Below are 24619 nucleotides of genomic sequence, written 5' to 3'. Positions count from 1 at the left end.
GTGAATCACCTACTTACTCATTCTGGGGTCCAGAGCGTCCCGCAGACCGTCGCCCAGGATGCTGAAGCACACCATGATCAGTACGATCACGATGGCGGGGCAGATGAGCAGGTAGGGGGAGTTCTGGAGGACGGAATAGCCGTTGTTGATCAGCACGCCCAGGGAGGCCTTGGGTTCGCTGAGGCCGATGCCGATGAAGCTCAGGAAGGCCTCGGTGAAGATGGCGCTGGGGATGGTGAACATGGCGTTGATGACGATAACGCCCACGGTGTTGGGGATCAGGTGGCGCAGGATGATGTTCTTCTGGGAGGTGCCCAGGACCTGGGCGGCCATGACGAACTCCTGGCCCTTCAGCTGGAGGATGCGGGCGCGGACCAGACGGGCCATATTGACCCAGCCGGTGATGGCCAGCGCCACGATGATGGTGCCCACGCCGGCGGGCAGCACCATCATCAGCAGGATGACGATGATCAGATGGGGGATACCCACCAGCACCTCAATGATACGCTGCATGATGGCGTCCACCTTGCCGCCCATCAGGGCGGAGACGGCGCCGTAGGTGACGCCCACGAACAGGTCCAGGCAGGCGGCCACGAAGCCGATCAGCAGGGAGATGCGGGTACCGTACCAGATACGGGTGAACTGGTCGCGGCCGAAGCCGTCGGTACCGAAGAGGTGGGCGGCGCTGGGGGGCTGATAGATGGCGCTGTAGTCGGTCTGGGCAAAGTCATAGGGGCTGAAGATGGGGGCCAGCAGGGCCAGAGCCACGATGACGATGATGATGAACAGGCTGACCACGGCGGCCTTGTTCTGCTTCAGGCGGAGCCAGCCGTCCTGCCAGGCAGTGAGGCTGGGCCGGCTGATCCGTTCCCGTTCGCCCAGGTCCACCTGAGCGGGGACAAAGAGCTCCTGAGGGATATCGGCATAATTTTTGTTTTCTTTTGCGTTCATGCTTATCCCTCCTTAGTGCCCTGGATCCGGATCCGGGGATCGATCACGCAGTAGAGAATGTCCACCACCAGGATGACGAAGATATAGAAGGCGCTGTAGAAAATGGTGATGCCCATGATGGTGGAGTAGTCGTTGTTCTTGATGCAGTCCACAAACAGGGAGCCGATGCCGGGCACCGAGTAGATGCTCTCAACGGCCAGGGAGCCGGTGAGCAGGTTGACCACCACGGGGCCCAGAATGGTGACCACCGGGATGATGGAGTTGCGCACGGCGTGGACCATCAGCACCTTGAACTGGCTCAGGCCCTTGGCCCGGGCGGTGGTGATGTAGTCCTGCTCCAGCACGTCCAGCATCTCGGTACGGATGAACCGGGCGAACATGGCGGTGGCGCTGAAGGACAGGGCGATGGAGGGCAGCACGGAGCAGGCCCAGCTGGTCCAGAAGGCCACCGGCAGGATACCCCACTTCAGACCCACGAAGTACTGCAGCAGGGCGGCCACCACAAAGTTGGGTACACTGACGCCCAGCACGGCAATGACCATGGTGAAATAGTCAATGCCGCTGTTATGCTTCCAGGCGGCTATGATACCCAACGTCAGGCCCACCAGAAGTCCCAGCAGCACCGCCTGAATACCAATGAGCAGGGAGGGACCTAGCCGGCTGAAGATGACGTCGGACACCGGACGGCCGGTGTAGAGGAAAGAGGTACCCAGGTCACCCCGGATCAGGTTGCCCAGGTACTTGACATACTGTACCGGAACAGGATCATTGAGGCCGTACTTTTCCAGCATCTGTTCCTGCTGCTCGGGGGATAGATTGTTGAAGCGCTCGGTATCGAAGGGGGTACCGGGGAGCTGCTTCATCAGGAAGAAGGTGACGGTGACGATAATGAGGAGAGTGAGAACGAGATATATCAGACGTTTGCCGATATATTTCAGCATTCTGATTCCTCCTTTCCTTTTGAGTGGTTGATCCTTTTCCGGGCTGCATCTGGACAGCGGCGCGGGGTCGAACCGGAGTTCGGCCTCCTGCCGCGGTCCAGATCTCCATCAAAGGACAGGAAGAAATGCGCGGGGCCAAGCCGTGCCCGGCCCCGCGCATGACAGAGTTACTCAGCAGTGGAGAAGCTGGCGTACTTGAACTCCACGGGATTGCCCAGAGGATGCACGATCAGATCCTGCACGTCGCTGCGCTGCAGGTAGGCAAAGCCCTTGAAGTACAGGGGGGAGATGACCGCGTCGGTGTCCACCAGGAGCTTCTCGGCGTCCAGCAGGCTCTGCAGACGGGTCTCAGAGTTGGCGTCGGCCTTGGCGGAGGTGATCAGGTCGGTGTAAGCGGGGTTGGCGTAGTTGCCGCGGTAAGGAGTGCTCTTGCCGGTGTCGGCGCTGGCGATCCACAGATCCAGGAAGGTCATGGCGTCGTCGTAGTCAGCGCCCCAGGCGGTGATGGCGAACTGGTAGTTGTTGTTGTCCATCAGCTCGTTGCGGGCCTTGCTGGTCTTGGAGTCGATGGCGACCTCAATGCCCAGGTTGTCCCGGAACTGGCTCTGCACGAAGGTGGCGATCTGCTTGGTAGCGGAGTCGTCGGCGATCAGCATGGACAGCTCAGGCTCGTAGCCCAGCTCCTCCACGCCCTTGGCCCAGTACTCCTTGGCCAGGTCGGCGTCGAAGGGAGACAGGTTGCCGTTGAGCTCACGGAAGGTCTCGGTGCCGTTGCCGGACACGCCGAAGGAAACCAGACCCTCAGCAGCGGTGGAACCGTCGGCCAGGATGGTGTCAGCCAGGATGGAGCGGTCGATGGCGTAGCCCAGAGCCTTGCGGATGTTCAGGTTGGCCATGGCGGGATCATCCAGGTTGAACTGCAGGTAGGTGGAGCGGAACTCGGTCACAGTGTGGAACTCGGGGTTGCTCTCATAGGTGGGCACGTCGGCGGAGGACAGGTTGACCTTGTCCAGATCGCCGGCCAGATAGGTGTTCAGAGCGGAGGACTGATCCTTGATGATCTTCACTTCCACCTTGGGGATGGACACGCTGGCGGCATCCCAGTAGGTCTCGTTCTTGGCCATGCTGGTGCCCACGGCGGGGTCATAGCTGGTGATGACATAGGGGCCGCAGTAGATCATGTTGTCGGCGGTGATGCCGTAGTTGTCGCCCTGCTCGGTGACGTACTCCTCATTCAGGGGGAAGTACATGCTCAGGGTGGTCAGGTACAGGAAGTAGGGGGTGGGGTTCTTGATGGTGACCTCCAGGGTGCGGTCATCCAGAGCCTTGACGCCCACCTGGTCGGCGGTGGCGGTGCCCTCGCCGTACTCCAGACCGTTGACGATATAGTCGGTCATGATGAAGTTATAGCCGTTGGTGGCGTCGGCGCTCATCTGCTTCAGCCAGGCGAACACGAAGTCGTTGGCAGTCAGAGCAGTGCCGTTGGACCACTGCAGGCCCCCACGCAGGGTGAAGGTGTAAACCAGGCCGTCGTCGGACACGGTGTAGCTCTCAGCCAGAGCGGGCTGGGGCTCGTGGTTGGCGTCCAGACGGAACAGGCCCTCAAAGGCGTTGTTCAGAATGGTGAAGGACTGGGTGTCGGAAGCAGCCCACTGGACCAGCGTACGAATCTCGTTGCTGTCGTAGTAGACCAGGGTGTCCCGGGTGGAGCCGCCGGACTCGCCCTCGCCGCCGCTGGGGGATTGCGTGCTCGAGCCGGTAAAGCCGCAGCCAGTCAGGACAGCGAGAAGAAGTGCGGAAGCAAGGAACATGGACATTAGCTTCTTCATGTTTCATTCTCCTATCTTTTCTTGATTTGTTAAAATGCGCACGCGCATCATAACCGAAGGGAATGCCCGGGCCGGTTACCGGCACAGGTCGTCCAGCACCTGGTGGAGGGCCGCCGCGCCGCCGCCGATGAGGCTGCCGGTGACGCCGAAGGACTCCAGCTGGAGCTGGAAGGTGTTCTGCATGTACTCGCTCAGACTGTCCCGGCAGCTGTCGGTGAGCAGCCGGGGGATCAGGGGATGAGCCCGCAGCAGACTGCCGCACAGCAGGATCACGTCCGGCGCGTAGGTATTGGCCAGCAGATTGATGGCGATGGAGGTGTAGGAGGTCAGCTGCCGGATTACGCCCACCGCGAAGGGGTCCCCCTGCCGGTAGTACTCCAGCAGCTCGGGAAGGGTGACGCCGGGATAGACCGTGCCTGCCTCCGCCAGAATGGCCCGGTGGGACAGATGGGTCTGGAGACAGCCCACCTTGCCGCACTCGCAGATCTTGCCTGCCGGGTTTAAGGTAATGTGGCCGATCTCGCCGGCCATGTTGTCCTTGCCCCGGTAGATCTCACCGTTGAGAATGACCGCCGCGCCGATGCCGTCGCCCAGGTTGAGCACCACCATGTTCCGGCAGCCAGAGCAGGCGCCGAAGCTGTGCTCGGCCAGAGCGATGGCCTTGGAGTCGTTCTCCAGTACAAAGGAGTAGTCGGGCAGGGCCTGCTCCAGCTGGCGCACCACCGGTACGGCCCGCCAGCGGAAGTTGGCGGAGAACTCCAGTTCGCCCCGGCTGATGTCCACAATGCCGGGGATGACCACGCCTACGGTACGCTGAAAGCGTACGCCGGTGAGAGAACGCAGGAAATCCTGCAGCTGCTCGATCATCCAAGGGACAATCCGTTCTGAGGTAAAGGGTCCCTCGGGGACCGGATACGAGACCTGTCGGCAGAGCTGACCGGTGGGGGAGACCAGCCCCAGATAGAGCTGCTCCCGAGACAGGAAAGCGCTGGGACACAACAGATGGTCGCCGTTGAGGGAGAGCACCCGGGGCGGGCGGCCGACACAGCCGTCCTTTTCCTGCTCCCGCAGGACGCCCCGCTCAATGAGCTCGTCGGCGATCCGGCCCACGGTGACGATGCTCATGCCGGTGGCCTCAGCAGCCTGGGCACGGGACATTTCACCGGCGGTACGGATGGTATTGAGCACGAAACGGGTGTTATTTTGGCGCATCAGGACCTTATCTACCTTTTTTTCCGCAACCAAAATAAGCGCCTCCTGAATTACTAATATGAAGTAAAAAATACCATTTCGTTCACTTTCCGTTGATATTTCATATTATACGCAAAAAGTGTGTAAAAATCAAGACGCGATTGACAATATCAACAAAAAATATTATAATATAAAAAACAAACGCGAAGTAATTATTAAGGTGATGATAAAAATGAACAGTGTGATTCTGGAGGTCTGCTGCGGCAGCGCGGACGACGTCATTCAGGCCCATAAGGCGGGCGCCCATCGGGTGGAGCTCAACAGCAATCTCTTCCACGGCGGCCTGACTCCCACCATCGGCGAGCTGGTGGTGGCCAAGCGGGAGACCGGCATGAAGATCATGACCATGGTGCGGCCCCGTGAGGGTGGCTTCTGCTACACCGACGCGGAGTTTGCCACCGCCATCGAGGACGCCAAGCAGCTGCTGGCCAACGGCACCGACGGCCTGGTGTTCGGCTTCCTCCATCAGGACGGCACTCTGGACTTCGAGCGCACCAAGATCCTGGCCCAGCTGGCTCAGGAGGCGGGCAAGGAGACCGTGTTCCACCGGGCCATCGACGTGGTGCCCGACTGGAAGGAGACCCTGGACGCCCTCATCGAGCTGGGCATCACCCGTGTGCTCACCAGCGGTCAGGAGCCCGACGTGTCCCTGGGCACCCAAACCGTCCGTGAGATGATCGAGTATGCCGCCGGCCGCATCCAGATCCTGCCCGGCGCCGGTATTACCGCCCGGAACATGGAACGGGTCATTGCCGAGACCGGCTGTGACCAGATCCACCTGGCTGCCCACAAGGCCCAGTATGACACCTCCGTCAACAACAACCGGGCCATCTACTACGGCGGCGCCCTCTATCCCCCCGAGGATCGCTTCAATGTCATTGACAGCGACTACATCGGCGGCATGGTGAGCCGTCTGCCCGGCTGAGTCAAGAAACGCAAAGCCCTCGCCTAATCTCAGGCGGGGGCTTCTTTTTGTCTCCAGGCAGACGAAAAAAGGCTTGACATGGAGTGCACTCCAAGTGGTAGGGTAGCATGGAAGGTACGATCCGTTTACAGGAAAGGATGGAACAAACCATGATCTATAAAGCGTTTCAGGATCTGAAGCTGTCCGCCCTGGGTATGGGCTGCATGCGCCTGCCAGTGGTGGATGGGAAGGACGATCAGGTGAACCAGGCGGCGGTGGAGGAGATGGTGGCCTACGCCATGTCCCACGGCGTCAACTACTACGACACCGCCTGGGGCTACCACAGCGGCAACTCGGAGCTGGCCATCGGCAAGGCGCTGGTCGCCTATCCCCGGGAGAGCTTCTATCTGGCCGACAAATTCCCCGGCTACGACCTGTCAAACATGGACAAGGTGGCGGAGATCTTCGAGGCCCAGCTGAAGAAATGCCAGGTGGAGTACTTTGACTTCTACCTCTTCCATAATGTGTGCGAAATGAACATCGACGCCTACCTGGACCCCAAGTACGGCATTCTGGACTATCTGCTGGAGCAGAAGAAAAACGGGCGCATCAAGCACCTGGGCTTCTCCTGCCACGGGGCCATGCCGGTACTCAAGCGGTTCCTGGAGGCCTACGGGGCGCACATGGAGTTCTGCCAGCTCCAGCTCAACTATGTGGACTGGACCTTCCAGGGCTGCAAGGAGAAGGTGGAGCTGCTGGAGGAATACCACATCCCGGTGTGGGTGATGGAGCCTCTGCGGGGCGGCCGTCTGGCCCGGCTCACCGAAGGGGAGGGGGCTGTGCTGAAGGAGCTGCGTCCCCAGGAGAGCATTCCCGCCTGGGCCTTCCGATTCCTCCAGACCATCCCCAGCGTGGTGGTGACCCTCTCCGGCATGTCCGACCTGGAGCAGACCAAGGCCAATCTGGAGACCTTCTCCACCGAGGCTCCCCTCAGCGACATGGAGTGGGAGGCTGTGCTGGCTCTGGGCCGCCGCATGACCGGGCCTGCCGCCCTGGCCTGCACCGCCTGCCGGTACTGCGTCAGCCACTGTCCCCAGGGGCTGGACATTCCGGACCTGCTGGCCCTGTACAACGAGCACCGCTTCACCGGCGGCGGCTTCATCGCCCCCATGGCCCTGTCCGCCATCCCCAAGGAAAAGCAGCCCTCCGCCTGTATCGGCTGCCGCAGCTGTGAGGCAGTGTGCCCCCAGCAGCTGAAGATCTCCGAGGCCATGGCAGACTTTACCGCCCGGCTGAAATAAAATCCCCTTGAGAAGTGGGAAAAAAGCTGCTATAATAAGTTCACAAGTGAATGATACAGCGGTCGGTAGCCATCCCCACGGGGAGGCTTTCAATGGGAATGCGGTGCAAATCCGCAGCAGCCCTCTCTACTGTAAGGAGGACGAGCGCTCAGAAGGTCACTGTCCGGCAAGCCGGATGGGAAGACGAGCGTGAGGCAGAATCCAAGCCAGGAGACCAGCCAGCCGCGGTGGGTGCGCATTTTCGGCGGGGAAATGGTGCACATGGGCCGCCCTGCGGTCCGCCAGCAGAGAAAAAAGCGCTTCCCGTCCGGGAAGCGCTTTTTGGTTTGTCATGCCCCGCCGGCAAAGCAGACGCACAGCATAGGGCAGGAGGTTGGCAGACAGATGAACACCATGAAGCAGACGAGACTGTCGGAGCGGGAGCTGGCGGGGTACCGCCAGTGGCTGACGGAGCTGGAAGAGGAAATGGAGGAGGTCCCCGGGCTGTCCGCGGGGCTGGACGGAGACCTGAACGGGTATTTCGCCCCAGAGTCTCCCATCGGACGGCAGGTGTATGCCAGCTTCTCCAACGAAGAGCTGCTGGAACCCCTGGTGGCCACCATGGAGGGATGGGACGGCTCGCCCCAGCCGGACCGGCTTCTGTGCGTTTACCGCTGGTATCTGGAGAAGCGGTTTGGATCCCTCCACCGGGCCTGCTGGTGCGCCCGGGGACGCAGCCGCCAGCAGCAGGCGGAGCGGAGGTGGCCGGCGGACTGGCCGGAGCGGGTGGACGCCAAGCCTTTCTTCCAACGGTGCGCCAGCCGGGGCCTGACCCTGGATGAGGGGACCCGGGCGGCGGTGCAGGCCTACTGCGTGGCGGTGAGCCGCCGGGGCCAACCCCCCTGTGAGAGCGAGCTGCCGGAGCAGCTGCGGACCCTGTTTGCTCGGACCGGATGCACCTGGCGCACCGGGCTGGAGCTGCTGGGCATCCCCGCCCTGAGCAAGGCGGTGCGCCGCCATATGCGGCGCTACTGGGCAGGCGCGGAAGGATAATAAAAACCCCCGGAGAGAGAATCTCCGGGGGTTTTGCTGTTTACTGGAACCAGAAGCCCTTCATGTCCAGCTTGAAGGTGCGGTAGCCCTGCATGGTGCAGTCGTAGTCGAACTGGCGGATGAGGACGCCGTCGTCGTCGTACTCACCAAATACGTTGGCCACGCCGCTGTTCACCACCCAGTTGCCCTCCGAGCCGGCGGGAGCGGCGTTGGAGACAATGCTGGAGTAGGGGACGGAGAAGGACTCCACCAGGGTAAAGGTGCCCTGATTTTCATCCACCTCGTAGACGTAGACCCAGCTGTTGTCCTCGCTGCCGCCGTAGAGGTCCCGGCAGACACTGTCCTCCAGCTCGGGGTCGTAATCCCGGGTATTGAGGGACCAATAGTTGTTGTTGAACAGGGAGAGGTAGTAGACGCCGTCCTCGTCGCCGGCTCCGGCGTACTCCACGCTGTGCTGGCCGTACTGGAACACGAAGTCTCCCACCGGCGTCAGAGACAGATCGGCGTAGGCGGTATCCTCCCAGAAGTCGGGGTTGCCCAGCAGCCAAGTCAGCTGGGGGTCGCTGTGGACCTGTTCCACCTTGATAATGGTGGAGGTCTCACGGGAGGAGACGATCAGACTGTCCTCCTCCTCCAGGTACTGTACCGTGTTCAGATGGAGCCAGTCCCAGTTTCCGGCCTCCCAGAAAAAGTCGGAGGTGATGGAGATGGGATGGGTCTGCTCTTCGCAGTAGGCGGCCATCAGTTCAGAGAAGTCCACCAGCTCGGTGACCTCACCGCTCTCCAGGTCCACCTGGATGACCACGTCCTCGGTGGTGTCGCTGTCCAGCTTGTTCACCAGAGCCACCACGGTGTTGTCGGGGCCGTAGGTGATATCGTGGTGGAGCTCGTAGCCGTCCAGATCGTAGACCTGCAGCACCCGGCCCAGGCCGTCCATCCGGGCCAGCCGGGTGGAGGAGACACAGGTGACGATCTCATCGCCGTAGCTGAGGATCCGGTCCAGGCCGAAGCCCTCCAGTACCATCTCATAGCGCATGACGCCGCTGTTGTCAAAGAAAAAGCCGTAGCCCAGATAGCCGTTGGTGCGCATCATAGCGAACAGGCCGTCGGACAGCTCCGCGGTGCTTTCTCCGTCGGTGTAGTCCAACTGGGTGGGGTAGCCCGAGTGAGTCTCCGGCATGGTGATGGAGAAGGTGATCTGCTGACGTACATTGCCCCAGGAGCCGGTGAGGGTGAGGGTGACCTGATTGGTCTTTCCGGGTACCAGACCGATCATCTGGAACTCGTGCTCCTTGGTGTAGGTCTGCTGGCCGGAATTGGCGGTGGCAGTGTAGTCGGGAATGGACTCATCGTCCACATGGATGGTGTAGGACACCTGGGTAGGCAGCGTGGTTTCAAAGTATAAGTACAGGCCGTTGCTGCCGGTGCCGAAGGGGTTGAGAATGGCAAGGGGGGCCTCTGCCGTCCACCCGCTGCCCATCTGCTTGGCGTTGTCCAGCGCCTTGGCCAGCCGGTCCTGAACGCCGGTATCGTAGTAGGTGAAGCCTTCCTGGTCCACCTCGGAGGGAACCAGCTGGATCACTGACAGGTCGGACTCCAGAGCCGCCTGGCAGATCTCCAGTTCCAGCGTCTCGTCCTTGCCCAGCATTTCGCCTACGTCTACCTGCCAGACCGAGCGCACTTCATGCTCCTGGGCCACAAAGTTCCTGGCTACGGCGAAGACGATCACCAGCGCGGCCACAATCAAAAGGGCCACCAGCGCCAAAATCAAACATACTTTCTTTCTGCGTGTCACGATAGGCCACTCCCTGTTTCAAAAGAATCAAACGCGGGGGATGCCGGGGAAGTACTCCGGGCGGATACAAGGCCATCCGGTCCCATACCCGTAACAAGAGCGGGGAGGGCCCCGCTCTTGTCATGGACGAAACTGTGCTGCGGTTTCGTCAGTAAATGCTATTATAGCAGAATCTGACTGGAATGGAAAGAGATCGTTCCGCCCTGGAACGAACTTATACGGAGCCGGTGGTGTCGGCGCCCTGGATCACCACGATCTGCATGGGCGTGTCGTCGGCGGACAGGGAGACCACCAGGGTGTCGCCCACGGTGAGATCAGACAGGGCAGCCTGGGTCAGCACGCCGTCCTCCAGCCGGTACACCGGGGTGGTGTCGTCGGCGGCCAGGGCCTGGGACTCGGCGCTCAGGGCGTAGAGGTCCAGGTTCACGTTGGTGTAGCTGGTGACCACGCTCTCCGGGTCATCGGACTGGTACCAGGCCACTTCCAGGCCGCTCTCAGAATTGGCGGTGACCTGAGCCAGCTTGTCGGCGGACAGGTCGCCGGCGTTCTGGACCACCACGTCGGTGAGGGAGCCGTCGTCGGCATTCTGCTTGACCAGCAGGATGGTGCCCGGCTTCAGGTCGGCCAGCATCAGGGCGCTGTCGTCGGTGCTGTGCAGCACGCTCTCGTCATCCACAGCCACCAGCATGGTGTCCTGAGAGAGGGTGTAGTTTGCCAGGTCGAACTCGGCGGGGTCGGCGATGCCCTGGGCGGTGGACTCGTCCGCCGGTGTGTAGAGCTGAAGGGTCAGCTGGGTTCCGTCCACGGACAGGACCATGGCGGCGGTATAGGCCTCGTCCGAGCTGCCGGAGTCGGTCTCAACGGCGGGGCTCTCCTGGGCCGGAGTGGGGGAGGGGCTTTCGGTCAGCTCGTCACTGTCGTTGGCTTTGGAGCCGCAGCCGCTGAGGAGACCTACCGATAAAAGACCAACCAGGGTCAAGGCAAGATATCGATTCTGTTTCATGACTAAGACCTCCAATAGGGAAATTCTCAGGCGGGAGCGCCGCCTGATGGACATAGAGTACCAGATTTACTTGAAAGGGTGCTTAAAAATCCGTGAACAATTTGAGAATTTCGTTCCGGGCGGAACCATTTGGCGGCCCCGTGGATAGTATGGTATGCGCTCTGTCCCCGGGACGGGCGCAGGCTGAGCTTATCAGACCAACACTTCAGGAGGAACGATTATGGCGGATATCAAGCAGGACCTTCTTGGCCTGGAGTATAGCCCCAGTTTTGAGCTGCAGGGCATTCAGGAGGCGGACGTCAATCTGGAGCTGCCTCCCGCTCCAGGCGGCACCGCCACCGTATACGGCACCGTGACCGACGGCACGGCCCCTCTGGCCGACGCCACCGTCAAGCTGTTTGACAGCACCGGCGCTCCCTTCCAACACACCATGACTGACGCTGCCGGCCAGTACTCCCTCAGCGGAGTGCCTGCTGGCACCTATACCATCAGCGCCGTCAAGGACGGCTATCGTCTCAGCGATGCCATGGGCGTGACTCTGGCGGTCAGCGATACCACCCAGATGAACCTGGTGTGCACCGCCGACGCCACCCTGGCCCTGGGCGCCATCGCCGGTGTGCTCACCACCCTGGTGGGTACCGATGTGACTCCCCTGGCAGGGGCCAAGATCACCCTCAAGGATCAGACCGATGCGGTGGTTGCCTCCACCTATTCGGCGGACGACGGCGAGTTTCTGTTCTACGATGTGGCCGACGGTGTTTACACCATGCTGGCTTCCGCCGAGGGCTACCTGACCTCGGCTCCCATGGTGGTGACCATCACCGGCGGCTCCATCGCCAACGTGACCATGTCCCTGACGGTGGATGCCCGCACCTACAACGGCACCGTCAGCGGTATCATCCGGGACAAGAACGGTACCGCCGTGGCCGGATGTTTTGTGGGTTTGTATCAGGTGACCGGCACCGGCGCCACTGCCACCGAGACCCTGATCGCCACCACCAAGACCAACACCGAGGGGAAGTATCTCTTCGGCGGCGTCATCGGCGGCCAGTATCTGGTCAAGGCAAAGATGGAGCAGTAACCACAGGAACCCTCTTCTGCCTGCGGGGGGAGGGGGAGTACTGCCAGAATTTCTGTGTCCTGCCCCGGTATACCTGCTGCGGCATCCGCGTGTGGGTGTGCCGCCCGGACCCCTGGGACCAGCTGACCCTGTGCCCCCGGACGGGGTGCAGCTGCTGGACCCGGCGGCCCTGGTGGGGCGGGGCCCTCTTCGGCTTTCTGGAGCCGGGGGAGTACCTGCTCACCCTGCGGCGGGGGACGCTGTGCTGCCGGCTGCTGCTGCGGCTGCCGCCGGGGGCCAATGTGGACGTGGTCCTGGACATGGAAAACCGGACCTGGACCTGGCGGCGGGACCTGTTCCACTGCTTCTATAACCAGAAATAGCATCGGCCCGTCAGGTCCCACAGGACCTGGCGGGCTTTTCTCTTGTATGGGGCGGAGAAAACTGGTATACTATATCCTGAGATTTTATGTCCGGCCGAAACCGGACAGCAGGAGGTCCTTTCATGAAGCTCATGGTCATCGACGGCAATTCCATCATCAACCGGGCTTTTTACGGCATCCGGCTGCTCACCACCAAGGACGGGCAGCCCACCAACGCGGTCTACGGCTTTGTGAACATCCTCCTCAAGCTGATCGACGAGGAAAAGCCCGACGCCCTATGCGTTACCTTTGACCGAAAAGCCCCCACCTTCCGCCACCTGGCCTACGAGGGCTATAAGGCCCAGCGGAAGGGGATGCCAGAGGAGCTGGCCGCCCAGCTGCCGGTGCTCAAGGACGTGCTGGAGGCCATGAACATCCCCCGCTATGAGATGGACGGCTGGGAGGCAGACGACCTCATCGGTACCATTTCGGTGAAGGACACCGCCGCTGGGTGGGACACCGTCATCGTCACCGGCGACAAGGACTCCCTCCAGCTGGTCACCGACACCACCCATGTGAAGCTGGTGTCTACCCGCATGGGTCAGACCACCACCAAGGAGATGACCCCCGAGGCCTTCCGGGAGGCCTACGGCTTTGACCCCATCCACATGGTGGACCTGAAGGCCCTGATGGGAGACACCAGCGACAACATCCCCGGCGTCAAGGGCATCGGGGAGAAGACCGCCATGGACCTGATCCAGCGCTACCACAGCGTGGAGGCCATCTATCAGGACCTGGACCAGGTGGAGGCCAAGCCCGCCGTGATGAAAAAGCTGAAGGAGGGGGCCGACCAGGCCAAGATGTCCTATGACCTGGCCCTTATCCACTGCGACGCCCCCATCGACTTCACCCCCGAGGCCAACCTGCGGAAGGAACCCAACGCCCCCGTCCTCTATGAGCTGTTCCTCAAGCTGGAGTTCAACAAGCTCATCGACAAGCTGGGCCTCAGCGCCCCCCAGGGGGAGGTACAGCAGGAGGAGGAATTTACCGGCACCTGCACCAGTGAGGAGGTCACCGACCGCGCCCGGGCGGAGGAGCTGCTGGCCATCTGGCGGACAAAGGACAGCGTGAATGTGCTGGCCCTGCCCTCCCTGGACGTGGTGGTGGTGGAGCACTGGGAGACCGAGCGGGACAGCCACGCCGCCATTCTCCGGGCCGACCGGCTGGAGGGGTATAACGACGTCCTCAAGGCCCTCTTTGCCCCCGATATCAAGAAGAACGCCCACGACGTAAAGACCCTGCTGTCCCGTCTGCTGGACGAGGGCATCCAGGGCGGCGGCTTCGTTTTTGATACCGCCATCGCCGCCTATCTGCTGGCTCCCACCGACGGCAGCTATGAGCTGGAGACCCTGGGCATGCGGTGGCTCAACCATGAATTTCTCAAGGCCAAGGACACCTATCTGGCCAAGGACGCCTTCAGCCCTCTGGGTGATTCCGCCGAGGCCCTGGGCGTCATGCTGTCCCACTGTGCCCTCATCGACGCGCTGAAGGACCCCATGGCCGCCCGTCTGCACGAACTGGGTATGGACAAGCTCTACTATGAGGTGGAACTCCCCCTGTGTCCCGTGCTGGCCGAGATGGAGCACGCCGGTGTACTGGTGGACCGGGGAGCCCTCACCGCCTTTGGCGAGATGCTGGACGGGCGCATCAAGGCCGACGAGGCCCTGATCTATGAGCTGGCAGGGGAGCAGTTCAACATCAACTCCACCCAGCAGTTCGGAAAGATTTTGTTTGAAAAGCTGGGCCTGCCCCCGGTAAAGAAGACCAAGACGGGCTACTCCACCAACGCCGAGGTGCTGGAGAAGCTGCGGGACAAGCACCCCATCGTGGAGGCGGTGCTGGACTACCGGCAGCTGGCCAAGCTGAAGTCCACCTATGTGGACGGCCTGACCAAGGTGATCGCCGCCGACGGGCGCATCCACACCTCCTTCCAGAACACTGTCACCGCCACCGGGCGGCTCAGTTCCACCGAGCCCAACCTGCAAAACATTCCGGTGCGCACCGAGCTGGGGGCCGAGCTGCGGAAGATGTTTGTGGCCCCGGCGGGCAAGATGCTGGTGGATGCCGACTACTCCCAGATCGAGCTGCGGCTGCTGGCCCACATCGCAGGGGACGAGCACATGATCGCCGCTTTCCGGAGCGGGGAGGATATCCACACCGTCACCGCCTCCCAGGTGTTCGGGGTGGCGCCGGAAGACGTGACCCACGAGATGCGCCGCCGGGCCAAGGCGGTGAACTTCGGCATCGTTTACGGCATCTCTGACTTCTCCCTGTCCCAGGATATCGGGGTCACCCGTGCCGAGGCCAAGGAGTATATGGAGAAATACTTTGAGAAGTACTCCGGCGTCCACGCCTATATGACCCAGGTGGTGGAGAAGGCCAAGGCCGACGGCTATGTGTCCACCCTCATGGGCCGCCGTCGCTGGCTGCCCGAGCTGAAATCTTCCAACTTCAATATGCGCTCCTTCGGGGAGCGGGTGGCCCTGAATATGCCCATCCAGGGCACCGCCGCCGACATCATCAAGCTGGCCATGATCCGGGTGGCGGACAAGCTGCGCTCCGAGGGCCTGGAGGCCAGACTGATTCTCCAGGTCCACGACGAACTGATCGTGGAGTGCCCGGAAGGGGAGACCGACCGGGTCAAGACCCTGCTGGAGACCGAGATGGAGCAGGTGGTGGAGCTGGCCCTGCCCCTCATCGCCGAGGCCCACGCCGGAAAGAGCTGGGCAGAGGCCAAGGGCTGAAAGGAGATCTCGATGGAACTGCGACTCATCCCCGCCTCCGCACTGGAGGAGTGGTACCGGGAAGAGCTGACCCAGGCATTTCCCCCCAATGAATGCAAGCCGCTGGCCAATATCCGGGAGCTGATGGACCAGGGGCGATATGAGGTGTGGGGCCTCTTTGAGGGGGAGATCTTGCTGGGCTATGCCACACTGTGGATGGACCCGGAGGACAAACGCTGTATCCTGCTGGACTATCTGGGCGTCACCGCCGTCCGGCGGAACGGGGGCCTGGGGCAGAGGATGGTCCGGATGCTGGCGGAGCGGCTTGCGGGCAGGTCCCTGCTCCTCATTGAGGCGGAGCGACCGGTGGAGGGGGACGACCCGGTGGAGAACGCCCTCCGGCAGCGGCGGCTGGCCTTTTATGAGCGGTGCGGCTTTTTGCCCGCCTACGATATGGCCACCTGCGGCATGCGCTTCACCACGTTTCTGCCCTGCCTGCCGGACGACCTGGGCCCCGTCATGGCCCTCCACCGGGCGATCTACGGCCCGGAGCGGACCGATGTGCGGGTGCCGCTGGGGCCGGACGAACCGCCCCCCGGCCCGCCGGCCTGGATGGCGGGGGAGGTCTGAGAGATCCGCCCCGACCCGGGAAACAGAGAAAGAAGGATGTATGAAAGAACTGCTGTTTTGTCTGGCCGGACTGGCGCTGGCCGTTGTGGGAGCGTTGCTCCTGATCAAACCGGAATGGGCGTGGAAGCTGGAGCATTTCTGGTGTACCGAGGGGGGCCGCCCCTCGGAGTGGTATGAGACCGTGACCCGTCTGCTGGGGGTATTCTGCCTGCTGGCGGGGACGGTGCTCTTTCTGGTGATGCTGGTGTCGCTCATTCTCTATCTCGTATTTTAAGGAGGAAGCGCTGTGAATTATCAACTGGTCCCCATGGACAAGTCCCACCTGAGTCAGGTGGCGGCCATCGAGCGGGAGTGCTTCTCCCACCCCTGGTCGGAGGCCCTGCTGGAGCAGGAGCTGTACAACGATACGATCTCCCTGGTGGTGGCCGAGGGGGAGGATGGCACCGTGCTGGGCTACGGCGAGGTGCGGGCGATCCTGGACGAGGGCACTCTGGAAAAGATCGCGGTGGCCCCGGCCTACCGCCGCCAGGGGGTGGCCGAGGCCATCCTCAGCGCCTACATCCGGTTCGGACAGGCCCATCTGGCCTTCCTCACCCTGGAGGTGCGGGAGAGCAATTCCCCCGCCATCGCCCTGTATGAGAAGCTGGGCTTCCAGGTGGTGGGCCGCCGGAAGAACTACTATCGGGAGCTGAACGAAGATGCCCTGCTCATGACGGTGGAGTTTGGGGACCATGCCTGAGCTGCGCCTGCTCACCGACCGTCAGCTGCGGCAGGTCTACCGGACCTTTGTGCGGGCAGATTTTCCGCCCAGCGAACGCCGGTCTCTGGCGTCTATCGAGTCCCTGCGGCGGACAGGGCGGTACGATACCTGGGGCGTTTTTGCGGGTGAAAAGCTGCTGGCCTATGCCTTTCTTTGGAGAACGGCGGAGGGACACTGCGCCCTGCTGGACTACCTGGCTGTGTGCCCCGACGGCCGGGGCCGGGGACTGGGTACCCAGGCTCTGGAGCTGCTCAAGGAGCAGTATGGTCCGTCGTGTGCCCTGCTGGTGGAGGCGGAAGCGCCCGAGCCGGGGCTCCCGCCGGAGGAGGACCGGCTGCGCCGGCGGCGGATCGCCTTTTACCAGCGGGCGGGATTCCGCCTGTTGGACTATCAGTCGGATATTTTTCAGGTGCGCTATGCCATGCTGGCATGGCCGGGAGCGCTGCCGCTAAGCGGGGCGGAGCTCCAGAAGGCCCACCGGGGATTGTATCAGAGCCATATGCCCCCTCTATTGTTTCGCCGGATGATCCACATCCCGGCGGCTCACTGCGGAAAGAAGGAATGAACCATGCTTATTCTTGCCATTGAATCCTCCTGCGACGAGACGGCGGTGGCGGTGGTAAAGGACGGCCGCACCGTCCTGTCCGACGCCATTGCCTCCCAGGCCGACATGCACGCCCTCTACGGCGGCGTGGTGCCTGAGATCGCCTCCCGCAAGCACATCGAGGCCATCGCCGGCCTGGCCGACCAGGCCCTCCAGCAGGCGGGGGTGACCCGGAGCGACATCGACGCGGTGGCGGTGACCTACGCCCCCGGCCTCATCGGGGCCCTGCTGGTGGGGGTCAACTTTGCCAAGTCGGTGGCCTACGGCCTGGACGTGCCCATCGTGCCCGTCCACCACGTCCGGGGCCACATCGCCGCCAACTACATCGCCCATCCCGACCTGGAGCCCCCCTTTGTGTGCCTGTGCGTGTCGGGCGGCAATACCATGATCGTGGATGTGAAGGGCTACACCGACATGGAGATCCTGGGGGCCACCCGGGACGACGCGGCGGGGGAGTGCTTTGACAAGGTGGCCCGGGTGCTGGGCATCGGCTATCCCGGCGGCGCACCCATGGACAAGCTGGCCCAGGGGGGCGACGACAAGCGGTACGACCTGCCTCGGGCCCACGTGGCCGACGCGCCCCTGGATATGTCCTTCTCGGGGCTGAAGACAGCAGTGCTCAACTTGGCCCACAACGCCCAGCAGAAGGGGGAGCAGCTGGACATGAAGGGGCTGGCGGCCTCCTTTGCCGCCGCCGTCAGCGATACCCTGGTGCCCCGCACCATGGAGGCGGCCAAGCGCTGCGGCTATGGCAAGATCGCTGTGGCCGGCGGTGTGGCGGCCAACTCCCGCATCCGGGCCGACCTGGAGGCGGCCTGCCGCAAGACGGGGGACGAGCTGTACCTGCCTCCCTTGTCCCTGTGCGGAGACAACGGCGCCATGATCGGCTGCCAGGGCTATTACGAGTACCTGGCGGGCAAGCGGGGCGGCATGGATCTCAACGCCTACGCCACCCGGGACATCAAAAAAGGATAAGAAAACAGAAAACGGCCGCCCGTTTGGGCGGCCGTTTTGTTTTGAGAAAGGGAAGTCAGAAGGAAATTTGGAGCAGGGGACCGTACTGCTCATCCAGGGTGACGGACAGGGTGGCTACCGGAACGCCTTCCAGGGAGACCAGAGTGGAGCCGTCGGACTGCTCCTCCAGGGTATAACCCAGCACATCGGAGAGGATGGTGCAGTACATCAGATACGCTTGATGGGCCTGGTTGGGACCGCCGGGGATGGTGGGCCGGTCATACGCCAGGAAACGGGAGACTGCGTCTCCGTCGGGCAGACAGTAGGTGTACGTATCGCTCTCCGGCCCGGCGGTGATAGTGTTGATACAGGAGTCGGGGGTGGGCAGACCCTCAGCCTCGGTAAAGCTGGTCCACTGATCTGCGGTCACCAGGGGGCTGTCGGTGCCGGTGGACAAAGTGAGCGTACCCGCCTCTCCATAGGTATAGGTGCGGCGCATGGAACCGGAGTCGCTGCCGATCAGCCGGCCGAAGCAGTCGTAGAAGGGGGTGATGAGGTAGGTGTTTTTCTGGCCGTACTCAGTCTCGGACACCACATAACCGGCGGCGTTGTACTCGAAGGTGAATTCCGAGGTGTAGTGATCGGGATCGGTGGTGTTGACGATGGTCAGCTTGGTTACCTGGCCGGCGTCATCCAGCACATACTGGTAGGAGAACACATTGCCGTCCCGGATCGAGTGGTCGGAATGCTCGCTTTCCGTATCCACCAGGCCGCTCTCCTGATAGGTGTAATCTGAGGTGTCGGTGCCGTAGTAGCCTACGTCGGTGAGCTGGGTCAGGCGGCCCTCCTGGTCGTAGGTATAGGTGATGTCGGAGTGGTTTTCCTGTTTGCTGGTCAGCCGGCCCTGGTCATTAAAGACAAAGTCCTGGATCTGCACATCCTCGGTGATGTCATAGGCGGTCAGGGCGTACAGCGGGACAGTGATGCTGTAGTCGGTGAGGGCGGGGGTGGGAGAAGGCGTGGGGGCGGTGCTGGGCTGGTCCGAGCCGCCGCCGGAGCAGGCGGTGAGGGAGAGGACCATGGCGCAGGTCAGTGTCAAAGCAAGGTTTCGTTTCATAGGAACCTCCAGCTCAGCGCATGGTGTACAGATAGGTGATGCCGTCGGACAGGGTGATCCCCACCACCAGGGGGTCGGAGCTGCTCTCCACCTCGTCGGGACACTCGATAAGGTAGTGGGCGTTGCAGCTCTGCAGGGGAGCGGCGGCGGACCAGGAGCTGGCGAAGTTGAAGGAGGAGCCGTCCTCCACCACGGCGAAGCCCTTGTAGGAGTAGCCGTCACCGTAAATGGCCTCTGCCGTCATGATCTCACCGATCTGGATGTCCCGCTTCATCAGGTTCTTCACCGTAGCGTCCACATGGATGTAGACGTTGCCGCTCTCCGGGCTGTAATAGCTGTAGTAGCCGGTGGTATCGGCGGGGAGGACCTCATAGGAGAATTCCACGGCGTTGAGGGTGAACTCATAGTCGTCGGTGGTGATGGTCTCACCGGCGGAGATGGTCTTGGTGCCGGAGTTTTCGCCCGATGCGGCCGCCGCCCCCTCCGCGGAGGCGGAGGAGGCGGTGTCGTCACCCTTGGTATAAGTAAACTCATAGAGGTTCTGGAAGTTCTCCAGAGCCAGTTCGTAGTTGAACTGCTCGTAATCATACTCGGCGAACTCGTCGTTGAAGCCGAACTGGATGGTCACGCTCTGGTAGCTGTCCAGCAGGGTCTTGGGCACCTCGGCGTAGATGAAGATGTGGTTCTGCACCAGGGGGTCCATGTCGACGGCGGTGAAGCACTGGACGTCGCCCTCATAGTTGTACTTGTCGTCAAACACCATCCGCACGTTCATGTTGTAGAGGGGGAAGGCCTGGCCGGCGGTGTTCATCAGGGTGGCATCCAGCCAGTAGTAGCCGTTGCTCTCGTTGGAGGTGACCAGAGAGCTGTTGCCCTCGGTCATCTTCGCGCCGGAGCCCACGTTGCCGATGGTCAGCTCCATGAAGTCCAGGGTGATGGTCTCACCGACAGACACGGGGGTGAACTCAGCGGCGGGAGCGGTGGATTCCTCTACGGGCGGGGTGCTCTCCGTGCCAGGATCAGTGGGGGGGACGGAGTTGTTGGCAGGCTGGCCGCCGCCTCCGCAGGCCGCCAGGGACAGGGCCATGGCAAGACACAGCAGCAGGGAAAGGAACTTTTTCATCTCTATGACCTCCTTGTTCACAGGGTGCGGCCCGGCGCCGCACCGGTGTGCTATACCTTAAATCTACAGGAATATAGGAGGCCATACAATATTCCAGCTGCATAGGATTGGAAATTTTCTTAAGAGAAAAGGGGTAAAAAAAGGACGTACCGCAGGCTGTGCGGTACGTCCTTTTACATAAACAGGGAAGATCAGAAAGCGGTGCGGTTGCCCACATAGCAGGCGATGCCCGCGTCCAGATAGAGGGCCTGGAGAGCCTGGAGGGTCTCGTCGGTAACGTCGCCCTTGCTGGCGTAGGCGTACTCCTTGCCCAGCTGCTCCCACTTGGTCTGGCCCATCCGGTGGAATTTCAGCAGGTTGATCTCGAAGAGGCCGTTTTCCTGCATGAAGGCAATGACCCTGCGGGCGTTTTCCTCGCTGTCATTGTAGCCGCCGATGGTGGGCTGGCGGAGCACCAGCCGCCCGGTCCAGCCGGACCGGACCAGGGCCCGGATGTTGTCCAGAATCTGCTGGTTGCCTACACCGGTGCCCGCCTTGTGGGCCTCGGGGTCCATGTGCTTGACGTCGATGAAGGCGAACTGGATGTACTGCATCACGTCCAGGAAGCGGGCGGTGTCGAAGTAGGCGCTGGTCTCAATGGCGGTGTGGATCTGGAGATCCCGGCAGCCCTTGAGTACCTCCACCAGGAAATCATGCTGGAGGATGGGGTCGCCGCCGCTGAAGGTGACGCCGCCGTTCTGGCCCCAGCTGCTGAAATCCCGGCGGAGGATCTTGAGCAGCTCCTCGCTGGTGTACTCCTTCACGCACTGCTTCAAGGCCCGGTTGGGGCAGATATCCACGCAGTCGAAGGTGGTGCAGCTGGCGCAGGTGGCCAGATCCACCACAGGGGCCTGCCCCTCGGGGAAGTGGATGGCGTGGGCGGGGCATACCGGCTCGCAGACCCGGCAGCCCTTGTCCCACTTGCATACGTTGGCGGCGTACATCAAGTGCTTGCCCGCCGTCCAGCTCTCCGGATTGGCGCACCACGCGCAGTGGAGGGGGCAGCCGGTGAGAAAGACGGTGGTGCGGCAGCCCGGTCCGTCGTGGACGGAGAAGGACTGGATATCAAAAACGGTTCCCTTGACGCCCATGGATCACCCCTGGGCGGCCTGATAGTGCTCGCAGCAGAAGGCGCCGCAGTTGGCGTAAGCCCAGTTCTCCTTCTCGAAGCCCTTGCAGGTGCCGATGCCGTGGTCGTCCGCGCCGGAGAAGCAGGCGCAGTTGCCGCACTTGGGGGCGGCCTTCCAGTTGGGGCAGCCCTCGCTGCCCGCGCCGTCGATGGGGACGATCTGCTTGGAGAGGGCGCACATGCCCTTCTCGCAGTCCAGATTGATATAGTTCACACAGTCTACATGTTTCATTTTGGTGCCTCCCAATTACGCTTCATCGTATTCGGTCCGGTAGATGACCTCGTCCTGGATGGGCTTGCCGATCTCGCACCAGTACTGGGTAAAGCCGGCCACACGCACCATCAAATCGCGGTACTTGTCGGGGGACTTCTGAGCGTCCCGCAGGGTGTCCGAGCTGACCACGTTGAACTGGACGTGGAAGCCGCCCTTGCGCATGTAGGTGCGCACCAGCTCCAGCAGCTTGCGGGTACCCTGGACGCCCTGGACGGCGGAGGGATGCAGCTTCAGGTTCATCTGGGCGTTCTGGTTCTGAGAGTGGTCGTACACCGTGGCCGACTCAAAGAGGGCGTACACGCCGTTCTTGTCGGTGCCGGCGGCGGCGGACACGGAGCCGTCGGAGTAGGTGGTGCCCGCCAGACGGCCGTCGGCGGTGGCCAGGGTGATGAAGCCCTGGGGACCGTGGGTGGACACGGAGATCTGGCACAGGTACTCCGGCTTGCCGAAGAAGGACTCGATGGTGGGCAGGTAGTGGAGCAGGTACATGTGGTAGTCCCGCAGCAGGCTGTCGGCGTAGGGGTCGGCGTTGCCGTACTTGGGGGCGTTGACGCAGTCGGCGAAGATGGCGGCGTACTTGCCGGCCTCCTCGGTGCTCTCGCGGTAGTCGGGGGAGTAGACGCCGGTTTCGTAGGCGGTACGGAAGCCGAAGTTGTGGAGCATGGCGTCGGTCATTTCCTCCAGGGTGTACTTCTTGTCGTCGAAGACATTCTTCTTGATGGACGCCAGAGAGTTGATGAAGGTGATGGTGCCGCAGGACTCGAAGTTGATGCAGGCGTTGTAGCGGGAGCCGCAGTTGCCGATGTGCTGGCCCTTCTTGAAGCAGTCGGGCTTCAGCAGGGAGTTGACAGCGGGCATGTTGTACTTGCGCCACACGTCCATCTGGATGTTGTTCACCTTGTTGACCACGCGGTTGCTGATATCCAGATACTTCTTCCACAGGTCCACCAGCTTCTCGAAGCTGTCGATGGTCTCATTGTGGGCGGGGAAGACCCGCTTGCCGGTACGCTGGTCCACGCCGTTGGTGAGCACCAGCTCCAGCACCTTGGGCAGGGCGGTGAAGTGGATGCCGGTACCGCAGGTGGGGGAGGCGCCGCCGGGGATCATGGTCACCTTGCCGTTGTACTCCAGGGGCAGGAAGCAGCCGGGAGCGGACTCCAGGCAGCCGCCCAGACACCAGGCCCGGGCGTCATACAGATCCATGCCCTCGGGGCCGTACTGGCGGAGCATGAAGTTCATGCCTACCTGGTTGTTCATCCAGGCGGGGTAGCCCATGCCCAGCTTGGTGCAGGCGGCGGCCTTCATCAGGAAGTCCTCGGGCATCTTCTCATCGTACAGCACGGAGAGGGTGGGCTGAGGGGTCTGGGCCCGCATGCCGGCCTCCACGATCAGGTACTCCAGAGGCGTGACAGCGGACAGTCCGTCGTAGTTCTGGCCGCCCAGGGACAGGTTGTTGAAGGTGTTGCCGGACAGCACGCCGCCGGACACACCGGCGGAGGCGAAGCACTCGATGCAGGTGATCTTGATGCGGTAGAGCTCCAGCAGCTCGATGACCTCCTCGTCGGTGGTGACGCCGTCCTGGATGTCCTTCTCGTAGAAGGGCTGGAGCACCTGGCCCAGACGGCCGATGGACTGGCCGGACTGAGGATCCTCGTTGACCACGCCCAGGTGGAGGCACAGGGTCAGCTGCAGGGCCTCACGGAAGGTGGAGGGCTGCTTGTGGGCGATGTTGTGCATGACCTGGGCGATCTCCAGGTAGTTCTTCTTGTACTTCTCGTCGGGCTCACGGGAGGCCAGGTCCTCGGCCTTGCGGGCGTAGTTCTCGCACCACTGGCTCAGGCCCTTGACGATCTCCTTCATGGCGGCGTAGTAGTAGCCGCGGCTCATGCCCAGCACGCCGTCGCCGCCGGCCTCGCCCATGGTCTCGGCCATCTTCTCGTCGCACAGCTCGATGATGCGGTCAAAGCCGTACTGCAGGGGCAGGTAGTAGTTCATGACCTCGCGGCCCTGGGGGATGGCGAAGGAGTCGAACATGACCAGCACGCTGTCCATGATGCTCTTGAACTGGTCGTAGCCGGGCAGGTTCTTGGCGTACTTGTCGGAGATGTCCTCCACGGAGATGCCGTCCCAGTACTTGGACACCTTCACCAGAACGGGGATGTCCTCCTTGCGCATGCCGAACTTCTTGGCGATGGAGATGACCTCGCCGTAGCTCTCGGTGACGTTGCCGCCGCCGTTGCCCACGATGGAGACGGAGTCGGCCTCGTTCTCGGCGGGGGCGTCCACCTCGTTCATCAGGGACTCCGCCATGGAGTTGAAGAAACTGGCGCACACCCAGGGGAAGGGGAAGGCGCCGCGGATGTGCTTGGTCTTGTTCATGACCAGCTTTTCATCGGGCAGGATGGTGGGGGTGCTGTGGGCCAGGGAGGCGGCCACCGCCTTGGCCCGGCGTACCTCGATCAGGTCGCCGTCGTTCTCCCACCAGACACGGTTGTACCAGTAGGCGCTCTCCATGTCCGCCGTGACCTTCAGGATGTAGTAAATATCCATAATCCGCTGGAAACTCTCCGCGGCGGCGGGAATTTCCTTTTCGCAGACCTCTTTCATTTGCTCGGCACCGATCCCACGGGCGTTCAGGATCTCCTGGAGCTTGGCTTCATTGGTTTCCAAAGTCACCAACCGTCCTTTCTTATATGATATAAGAAATATTATACCGGATCGAACTTCTGCTAAAGTGCACTTTGCACTGGCGCGGAGATTTTCTGGGCGGTTGCGGA

General features: G+C 62.1%; 22 protein-coding genes and 1 riboswitch. Of the genes, 11 read left to right on the top strand and 11 right to left on the bottom strand.

The features are described 5' to 3' along the window. Positions 1-9 precede the first annotated feature (9 nt). The 4 genes from J9789_RS09810 to J9789_RS09795 form a co-directional block, all read right to left on the bottom strand. Entirely contained in the window at positions 10-951 is a 942-nt protein-coding gene (locus J9789_RS09810; protein ID WP_209344907.1) for an ABC transporter permease, read from the bottom strand. 2 nt (positions 952-953) lie between these two features. Next, positions 954-1892 (bottom strand): ABC transporter permease, encoded by a 939-nt coding sequence (locus J9789_RS09805; RefSeq protein WP_209344905.1) that lies wholly within the window; start codon positions 1890-1892, stop codon positions 954-956. Positions 1893-2059: 167 nt separating this feature from the next. After that, positions 2060-3721 carry a peptide ABC transporter substrate-binding protein gene (locus J9789_RS09800; RefSeq protein ID WP_209344903.1) on the bottom strand — a complete coding sequence of 554 codons (1662 nt, stop codon included), beginning with the start codon at positions 3719-3721 and terminating at the stop codon, positions 2060-2062. 75 nt (positions 3722-3796) lie between these two features. Then, positions 3797-4966: an ROK family protein gene (locus tag J9789_RS09795; protein WP_209344901.1), complete on the bottom strand. Its 1170-nt coding sequence runs from the start codon at positions 4964-4966 to the stop codon at positions 3797-3799. Between the two features lie 178 nt (positions 4967-5144). On the opposite strand from J9789_RS09795, the gene J9789_RS09790 reads away from it, so the two are divergent. The 3 genes from J9789_RS09790 to J9789_RS09780 all read left to right on the top strand — a co-directional run bounded on the left by J9789_RS09790 (position 5145) and on the right by J9789_RS09780 (position 8209). Continuing rightward, positions 5145-5897, top strand: a complete 753-nt coding sequence (locus J9789_RS09790; RefSeq protein WP_209344899.1) for a copper homeostasis protein CutC — start codon at positions 5145-5147, stop codon at positions 5895-5897. 149 nt (positions 5898-6046) lie between these two features. Beyond that, a complete protein-coding gene (locus J9789_RS09785) occupies positions 6047-7177 on the top strand; it encodes an aldo/keto reductase (RefSeq protein ID WP_209344897.1) in 1131 nt (376 codons plus the stop codon). Between the two features lie 46 nt (positions 7178-7223). Continuing rightward, positions 7224-7415: riboswitch (cobalamin riboswitch) on the top strand. A 146-nt stretch (positions 7416-7561) separates the two neighbouring features. Continuing rightward, on the top strand, positions 7562-8209 hold the full coding sequence (locus J9789_RS09780; protein WP_209344895.1) for a hypothetical protein: 648 nt from the start codon (positions 7562-7564) through the stop codon (positions 8207-8209). A gap of 40 nt (positions 8210-8249) precedes the next feature. On the opposite strand, the gene J9789_RS09775 is transcribed toward J9789_RS09780, so the two are convergent. Both J9789_RS09775 and J9789_RS09770 read right to left on the bottom strand, forming a co-directional pair. Then, positions 8250-10004, bottom strand: coding sequence for an aryl-sulfate sulfotransferase (locus J9789_RS09775; protein ID WP_348633669.1), 1755 nt, complete (start codon positions 10002-10004; stop codon positions 8250-8252). Positions 10005-10218: 214 nt separating this feature from the next. Next, on the bottom strand, positions 10219-11007 hold the full coding sequence (locus tag J9789_RS09770; protein WP_209344893.1) for a hypothetical protein: 789 nt from the start codon (positions 11005-11007) through the stop codon (positions 10219-10221). Between the two features lie 220 nt (positions 11008-11227). On the opposite strand from J9789_RS09770, the gene J9789_RS09765 reads away from it, so the two are divergent. The 8 genes from J9789_RS09765 (at position 11228) to tsaD (ending at position 18181) form a co-directional block, all read left to right on the top strand. After that, complete coding sequence (locus tag J9789_RS09765) at positions 11228-12088, top strand: carboxypeptidase-like regulatory domain-containing protein (RefSeq protein WP_209344891.1); 861 nt, start codon at positions 11228-11230, stop codon at positions 12086-12088. Positions 12089-12177: 89 nt separating this feature from the next. After that, on the top strand, positions 12178-12450 hold the full coding sequence (locus J9789_RS09760; RefSeq protein WP_209344889.1) for a hypothetical protein: 273 nt from the start codon (positions 12178-12180) through the stop codon (positions 12448-12450). A 122-nt stretch (positions 12451-12572) separates the two neighbouring features. Next, a complete protein-coding gene (gene polA / locus J9789_RS09755; protein WP_209344887.1) occupies positions 12573-15233 on the top strand; it encodes a DNA polymerase I in 2661 nt (886 codons plus the stop codon). Positions 15234-15245: 12 nt separating this feature from the next. Further along, entirely contained in the window at positions 15246-15842 is a 597-nt protein-coding gene (locus J9789_RS09750; RefSeq protein ID WP_209344885.1) for a GNAT family N-acetyltransferase, read from the top strand. A gap of 40 nt (positions 15843-15882) precedes the next feature. Continuing rightward, entirely contained in the window at positions 15883-16116 is a 234-nt protein-coding gene (locus J9789_RS09745; protein WP_209344883.1) for a DUF6199 family natural product biosynthesis protein, read from the top strand. 12 nt (positions 16117-16128) lie between these two features. Further along, the gene (gene rimI / locus J9789_RS09740; RefSeq protein ID WP_209344881.1) at positions 16129-16581 is read left to right on the top strand and encodes a ribosomal protein S18-alanine N-acetyltransferase; all 453 of its coding nucleotides are present in this window, start codon (positions 16129-16131) and stop codon (positions 16579-16581) included. Next, positions 16574-17167 (top strand): GNAT family N-acetyltransferase, encoded by a 594-nt coding sequence (locus tag J9789_RS09735; protein WP_209344879.1) that lies wholly within the window; start codon positions 16574-16576, stop codon positions 17165-17167. The genes rimI and J9789_RS09735 overlap by 8 nt, the downstream gene beginning before the upstream one ends. 3 nt (positions 17168-17170) lie before the next feature. Then, complete coding sequence (gene tsaD / locus J9789_RS09730; protein ID WP_209344877.1) at positions 17171-18181, top strand: tRNA (adenosine(37)-N6)-threonylcarbamoyltransferase complex transferase subunit TsaD; 1011 nt, start codon at positions 17171-17173, stop codon at positions 18179-18181. A gap of 55 nt (positions 18182-18236) precedes the next feature. Here tsaD and J9789_RS09725 read toward each other — a convergent pair whose 3' ends face one another. From J9789_RS09725 to hpdB, 5 genes are all read right to left on the bottom strand, one after another. After that, positions 18237-19277, bottom strand: a complete 1041-nt coding sequence (locus J9789_RS09725) for a hypothetical protein (RefSeq protein ID WP_209344875.1) — start codon at positions 19275-19277, stop codon at positions 18237-18239. A gap of 13 nt (positions 19278-19290) precedes the next feature. After that, the gene (locus tag J9789_RS09720; protein ID WP_209344873.1) at positions 19291-20400 is read right to left on the bottom strand and encodes a hypothetical protein; all 1110 of its coding nucleotides are present in this window, start codon (positions 20398-20400) and stop codon (positions 19291-19293) included. A gap of 191 nt (positions 20401-20591) precedes the next feature. Further along, the gene (hpdA, locus tag J9789_RS09715; RefSeq protein WP_209344870.1) at positions 20592-21530 is read right to left on the bottom strand and encodes a 4-hydroxyphenylacetate decarboxylase activase; all 939 of its coding nucleotides are present in this window, start codon (positions 21528-21530) and stop codon (positions 20592-20594) included. Between the two features lie 3 nt (positions 21531-21533). Next, the gene (hpdC, locus tag J9789_RS09710) at positions 21534-21800 is read right to left on the bottom strand and encodes a 4-hydroxyphenylacetate decarboxylase small subunit (protein ID WP_209344868.1); all 267 of its coding nucleotides are present in this window, start codon (positions 21798-21800) and stop codon (positions 21534-21536) included. A 15-nt stretch (positions 21801-21815) separates the two neighbouring features. Beyond that, entirely contained in the window at positions 21816-24518 is a 2703-nt protein-coding gene (hpdB, locus tag J9789_RS09705) for a 4-hydroxyphenylacetate decarboxylase large subunit (protein WP_348633668.1), read from the bottom strand. Positions 24519-24619: the final 101 nt, after the last annotated feature.

The sequence above is a fragment of the Flavonifractor sp. AGMB03687 genome, from assembly GCF_017811815.1.
Lineage (GTDB): Bacteria > Bacillota > Clostridia > Oscillospirales > Oscillospiraceae > Flavonifractor.
This window is presented reverse-complemented; position numbering and strand designations above follow the sequence as displayed.